Source organism: Pseudoduganella sp. RAF53_2, assembly GCF_052113985.1.
GTDB lineage: Bacteria > Pseudomonadota > Gammaproteobacteria > Burkholderiales > Burkholderiaceae_D > Rugamonas.
The window spans coordinates 1-6,269 of the sequence record NZ_JBFRDW010000350.1 but is presented as its reverse complement, the minus strand read 5'-3'; the positions used below and the strand labels follow the sequence as shown (position 1 = coordinate 6,269).

Here is a 6,269-nt window from a genome sequence, read left to right as displayed (position 1 = left end):
GCTGTCAGTCGTGCGGTGTGCTCGGTGCAGATCATTATAATGGAAGCCATGATCGAATCTGCAATCTCCTGGCTCCTCGGCTTTCTCGCTGCGCCCGAAGTGGGCCTCACGTCGGTCTTCATCATCAGCTTTGTCTCCGCCACCCTGGTCCCTCTGGGCTCCGAACCCGCTGTCTTTGCGGTCTGCAAGGCCAATGGCGACATGTTCTGGCCCGCCATCGCCGTGGCGACGGTCGGCAACACGCTGGGTGGCGTGGTCGACTACTGGTTGGGCTATTACGCGAAGGAAGCCTTTGCCAAAGAACGCCAGAGCCGCTGGTTCGGCTGGCTGTCCCATTACGGCGCCAAGACCATGCTGCTGGCCTGGCTGCCGGGCATTGGCGATCCCCTGTGCACGCTGGGTGGATGGCTCAAGCTGCCGTTCTGGTCCTCGGTTTCCTACATGGCCATCGGCAAATTCGCCCGTTACATCACCATGACCGCAGCCCTCCTGTTCGTCCCTGACGGCTTCTGGCGCAGTCTCGCCAACGCCCTCGGCGGTTGATTTTACTTTCCAGTTTGCGCTAATCGGCAAATTGAAAGCCGCAATCATCCCTATTTCATTAAATTAAATTTTGCGGCGGTCCAGTTGGATCGAATATTGGATCGCTAATTGACGTTAACGGAACCCTGTTGGCTTTTAAGGCTGTTAGGGCTTTGTGCGCCGCAATACGATAGAATGTTCTGTCCTAGCGTCAGCATTTCGTCAACGCACACAATGAACGCACCAGCACAAATCCAGGCATTGCTCGCAGAGTCTCCCGATGGTCACGCGCCAACCCGTTTGCGCGAAATCCCTTATAACTACACGTCTTTCTCCGACCGCGAGATTGTGATTCGCCTGCTGGGCGAAGAGTCCTGGCAGCTGCTGGATGAATTGCGCGGCGCCCGTCAGACCGGCCGCTCCGCGCGCATGCTGTACGAAGTGCTGGGCGATATCTGGGTCGTGCGCCGCAACCCTTATCTGCAGGACGACCTGCTGGATAACCCGAAGCGTCGCGATGCGCTGATCGAAGCGCTGCATCACCGCTTGAAGGAAGTGGACAAGCGCCGTCTGGCCGTCGACTCCAGCGAGAACGACGCCGACCAGGCCAAGCGCAGCGAGAACGTCGAGAAGCTGCTGCGTGCCGCAAGCAAGGCCGTGGCGGACTTCGGCGAAGAATTCCGCCAGATGTACGACCTGCGCAAGCGCACGCAGAAAGTGCTGGGCAAGTTCACCGAGAAGCACAATATCTGCTTCGATGCGATGAAGCGCATCACGCACGTGACCGACGCGACCGACTGGCGCGTTGAATATCCGTTTGTGGTGCTGACCCCCGATACCGAAGACGAAATGGCGGGGCTGGTCAAAGGCTGTATCGAACTCGGACTGACCATCATCCCGCGCGGCGGCGGCACCGGCTACACCGGCGGCGCGATTCCGCTGACGCCACTGTCGGCCGTCATCAACACCGAAAAGCTGCTCACGCTGGGCAAGGTCGAGATGAAAGTCCTGCCGGGCCTGGACCGCGAATACGCGACCGTGTTCTCCGAAGCCGGAGTCATCACCAACAAGGTCAGCGAAGCGGCCGAGAAGGCAGGCTTCGTGTTTGCAGTGGACCCGACTTCGGCCCACGCCTCCTGCATCGGCGGCAATATCGCGATGAACGCAGGCGGCAAGAAGGCCGTGCTGTGGGGCACTGCGCTGGATAACCTGGCCTCGTGGCGCATGGTTGACCCGCAAGGCGACTGGCTGGAAGTCACGCGCCTGGACCACAACCTGTCCAAGATTCACGACACCCCGGTAGCACGCTTCAAGCTGGAATGGACGCACCCGAACGCCAAAGGCGAAGCGAAGGGCGAGCCATTCAAGACCGAGATCCTGGAAATCGAAGGCCGCAAGTTCCGCAAAGAGGGCCTGGGCAAGGACGTTACCGACAAATTCCTGGCTGGCCTGCCGGGCGTGCAGAAAGAGGGTACCGACGGCCTGATCACGTCCGCGCGCTGGATTCTGCACAAGATGCCGAAGTTCACGCGCACCGTCTGCCTTGAATTCTTCGGTCAGGCGCGTGATGCGATTCCGTCGATCGTCGAGATCAAGGACTATCTGGACGGCCTGCCGAAACAGGGTGARCAATTCGAGACCCTGCGCCTCGCGGGCCTGGAACACCTGGACGAGCGCTACCTGCGCGCCGTCGGCTACGCCACCAAATCCAAGCGCGGCACGCTGCCGAAGATGGCGCTGTTCGGCGACATCGTTGGCGACAACGAAGAAGCCGTGGCGCTGGCTGCATCGGAAGTGGTGCGCCTGGCGAATACCCGCGTCGGCGAAGGCTTCGTGGCCGTGAGCCCGGAAGCACGCAAGAAATTCTGGCTGGATCGCGCCCGTACCGCGGCCATCGCCAAGCACACCAACGCCTTCAAGATCAATGAAGACGTGGTGATTCCGCTGAACCGCATGGGCGAGTACACCGACGGCATCGAGCGCATCAACATCGAGCTGTCGATCAAGAACAAGCTGCAACTGGCGGAAGCGCTGCGAGAATTCTTCGCGGCCGGGAATCTCCCGGTCGGCAAGAGCGATGAAGTGTCGGACGAGAAGGTGCCCTACGCCGAAATCATCGGCGACCGTCCCGCGCAGGCGCTGGCGCTGCTGGACCAGGTCCATGCACGCTGGACCTTCATCCTCGCCAACCTGGATAAGCCGCTGAGCGAAGTGCGCGGCAACCTGTTCGATCTGGGCTTGCAGCCGCTGGCTGGCGCTTTCGACGAACGCCTGCAGCGCCAGCCTAACGCCACGCTGTTCGACGTAGCGCAGGACCGTACGGTGCGCATCAGCTGGAAGCAGGAAATCCGCGCGCAGCTGCGCCAGATCTTCAACGGCGGCGCCTACAAGATCATCCTGGACGAAGCGCAGGCCGTCCACAAGAAGGTGCTGCATGGCCGCGTGTTCGTGGCGCTGCACATGCACGCGGGTGACGGCAATGTGCACACCAATCTGCCGGTGAACTCGGACCACTACGAGATGCTGCAGGACGCGCACAAAGCCGTCGCGCGCATCATGAAGCTGGCGCGTTCGCTGAACGGCGTGATTTCGGGCGAACACGGTATCGGCATCACCAAGCTGGAATTCCTGACCGACGACGAGATTGGCGACTTCCGCAAGTACAAGGAGCGCGTCGATCCTGAAGGCCGCTTCAACAAGGGCAAGCTGCTGAATATGCCCGGCATGGATGCCACGCTGCTGAACGCGTACACGCCGTCCTTCGGCCTGATGGGCCATGAATCGCTCATCATGCAGCAAAGCGATATCGGCGAGATCGCCAACAGCGTCAAGGATTGCCTGCGCTGCGGCAAGTGCAAGCCGGTGTGCTCGACCCACGTGCCGCGCGCGAACCTGCTGTATTCGCCACGCGACAAGATCCTGGCGACGTCCTCGCTGATCGAAGCCTTCCTCTACGAAGAGCAGACCCGCCGCGGCGTGTCGATCCGCCACTGGGAAGAATTCGAGGACGTGGCCGATCACTGCACCGTATGCCACAAGTGCGTGACGCCATGTCCGGTGAACATCGACTTCGGCGACGTGTCGATGAATATGCGTAATCTGCTGCGCAAGATGGACAAGCGCTCCTTCAATCCCGGCAAGAAGGCGTCGATGTTCTTCCTGAACGCGACCGATCCTGCGACCATTCGCGCCACGCGCGAAGCGATGATCGGCTGGGGCTATAAGGCGCAGCGCCTGGGCCACGAGATCTTCAAGACCGTGTCGCGCAAGCAGACCAAGGCGCCGCCGCCAACCGTGGGCAAGCCGGCCGTGCGCGAGCAGGTGATCCACTTCGTGAACAAGAAGATGCCGGGCAATCTGCCGAAGAAGACCGCGCGCGCCTTGCTGGACATCGAAGACAACAAGATGATCCCGATCATCCGCGATCCGAAGAAGACGAATGCGAACACGGAAGCGGTGTTCTACTTCCCTGGCTGCGGTTCGGAGCGCCTGTTCTCGCAGGTTGGTCTGGCAACGCAGGCGATGCTGTGGGATGTGGGCGTGCAGACCGTGCTGCCGCCGGGTTATCTGTGCTGCGGCTATCCACAGCGCGGTTCCGGCGATTATGAGAAGGCCGAGAAGATGATGACGGATAACCGCGTCCTCTTCCACCGCATGGCCAATACGCTGAACTACCTGGACATCAAGACTGTGGTGGTGTCCTGCGGCACCTGCTACGACCAGTTGGCGACCTATGAGTTCGAGAAGATTTTCCCGGGCTGCCGCATCGTGGACATCCACGAATACCTGCTGGAGAAGGGCGTCAGGCTGGAAGGTGTGACGGGTACGCGCTATATGTACCACGATCCTTGCCACACGCCGATGAAGCAGCAGGACCCGCTGAAGACCGTGAACGCGCTGGTATCGACCGTCGATAACGTGAAGATCGAGAAGAATGACCGCTGCTGCGGCGAGTCGGGCACGCTGGCGGTTTCGCGTCCCGATATCTCGACGCAGGTGCGCTTCCGCAAGGAGCAGGAGATGGTTGCCGGTGCGGACAAGCTGCGCGCCGATGGCTTCACCGGCGATGTGAAGATTCTGACGTCTTGCCCATCCTGCCTGCAGGGTCTGACGCGCTACAACGACGATTCCGGCACCACGGCTGATTACATCGTGATCGAGATCGCCAAGCATAAACTGGGCGAGAACTGGCTGGTCGATTATGTCGCCAAGGCGAATGACGGCGGCATTGAGCGAGTGCTGGTATGACGGCTGGCTGCGACCTGTGCCGCCTGATCGCGGGCTTTGACGCGGCCAGCGCGTCCGCTGGCGCGGGCGCGTCGTCTGCCGCTGCCAACGCGTTCGCTGGCGCCGCTGCGTCGTCCGCCGCTTCCACCGGTTCCGGCGCTCAGGCTGCGCTGAACGCTGCCACTCCGCCGGGCTCGCCAGCCGCAGTCGCTGCGCCCGGCCTGCAGGATGCGCTGGTCTGGCGCGACGACCGTCTGGTCGTCATCTTCGTCGACGAAGCGGGCTATCCCGGCTACACGCGCGTCGTGTGGCACGACCACGTGCGCGAGATGACCGACTTGTCGCCGCAGGGCCGCGACCACGTCATGCAGACTGTCTGGGCGGTCGAGCAGGCGCAGCGCGACACCATGTCCCCGCACAAGGTGAACGTGGCCAGCTTTGGCAATATGACCCCGCACGTGCACTGGCACGTCATCCCGCGTTACACTGACGATGCGCACTTCCCGAACCCGACCTGGGGCGCGAAGCAGCGCGAGCCGGATGCCGCCGCGGTGGCGGCACGCCAGGCCCTGTTGCCGCAACTGCGCGCAGCAATCGTCGCGAAACTGAACAAAGATGCCTAATCCAACTGGTCTGACCCTGCACAACAAGTCGCGCTATCTCGAAATCTCCTTCGAGGATGGCGCCAGCTTTAACATCCCTTACGAACTGCTGCGCGTGTATTCGCCGTCGGCGGAAGTGAAGGGCCACGGTCCGGGCCAGGAAGTGCTGCAGGTTGGCAAACGCGACGTTGGCATGACAGACCTTGAGCCAGTCGGCAATTACGCTGTGAAGCCGACCTTCACCGATGGCCACAACTCAGGCCTCTACACCTGGGACTACCTCTACGACCTCGGCGCGCGCCAGGATCATCACTGGGCCGATTACGCCGCCCGCCTCGAAGCCGCCGGCTTCCCCGGCGACTCCGGCCGCGCGCCCGGCACCGAACTCCCTGGCGCTCCCAAGGCCCACGGCTGCGGCCACCATCACTGATTCTGCTCCGGGTGGGATTCGTCCCACGCGCAGCAATCGCGCAAGTTCAGCTCAAATACGTAACGGATCACAGCGCGTGTGCCACCAGCGGCGGGCGAACTGCGGGGCGAGCGAGTGGGGGCACGGCGGCTGGGCGGATCGGCGAGGGCGCGGATCAGCGTGCTGTCGAGGTGGAGCGCGCAGGGCATAGCGTCCGGCATAAGGCTGGATCGTTGGGCGCTGCTTGGAGGGGGATCAGACGAGGAAGAGAGCGGTCGCGGGCGGCTTGGATTAGGCCGCCCGGATGCGGGAATGGCTTAGTTGACCAGACGTTTGCGGCGCTGGAATTCCTCGTAGCGCAGCTGTTCGCGTTCCCAGATGTAGCGGAAGGCGGCGCGGGCTTCCGGGGTCAGACGGCGGATGGCTTCCACGTTGAAAGTCATCGGATGCGGCTCGTCGTCCGGCAGCACACGGGATTGCGCACGGGTGGCATCGATAAATTGCTTGGT

General features: G+C 62.2%; 6 protein-coding genes. 4 read left to right on the top strand and 2 right to left on the bottom strand.

All coding sequences use genetic code 11. From position 1 onward, the window contains the following. Positions 1–48 precede the first annotated feature (48 nt). The 4 genes from AB4Z11_RS19635 to AB4Z11_RS19620 all read left to right on the top strand — a co-directional run bounded on the left by AB4Z11_RS19635 (position 49) and on the right by AB4Z11_RS19620 (position 5,781). Positions 49–543 (top strand): YqaA family protein, encoded by a 495-nt coding sequence (locus AB4Z11_RS19635; protein WP_442027068.1) that lies wholly within the window; start codon positions 49–51, stop codon positions 541–543. A gap of 213 nt (positions 544–756) precedes the next feature. Then, the gene (locus AB4Z11_RS19630; RefSeq protein ID WP_442027066.1) at positions 757–4,770 is read left to right on the top strand and encodes a DUF3683 domain-containing protein; all 4,014 of its coding nucleotides are present in this window, start codon (positions 757–759) and stop codon (positions 4,768–4,770) included. A gap of 200 nt (positions 4,771–4,970) precedes the next feature. Then, the gene (locus AB4Z11_RS19625; RefSeq protein WP_442027067.1) at positions 4,971–5,372 is read left to right on the top strand and encodes an HIT family protein; all 402 of its coding nucleotides are present in this window, start codon (positions 4,971–4,973) and stop codon (positions 5,370–5,372) included. Next, positions 5,365–5,781, top strand: a complete 417-nt coding sequence (locus tag AB4Z11_RS19620; RefSeq protein ID WP_442027065.1) for a gamma-butyrobetaine hydroxylase-like domain-containing protein — start codon at positions 5,365–5,367, stop codon at positions 5,779–5,781. Before AB4Z11_RS19625 ends, AB4Z11_RS19620 begins: the two co-directional genes overlap by 8 nt. Here AB4Z11_RS19620 and AB4Z11_RS19615 read toward each other — a convergent pair. Together AB4Z11_RS19615 and AB4Z11_RS19610 are read right to left on the bottom strand one after the other, a co-directional pair. Beyond that, positions 5,775–5,969 (bottom strand): hypothetical protein, encoded by a 195-nt coding sequence (locus AB4Z11_RS19615; RefSeq protein ID WP_442027063.1) that lies wholly within the window; start codon positions 5,967–5,969, stop codon positions 5,775–5,777. The two genes, AB4Z11_RS19620 and AB4Z11_RS19615, sit on opposite strands and share 7 nt — an antisense overlap. 108 nt (positions 5,970–6,077) lie before the next feature. Then, the coding region (locus tag AB4Z11_RS19610) for a hypothetical protein (protein WP_442027062.1) at positions 6,078–6,269 on the bottom strand (192 nt) is incomplete at its 5' end.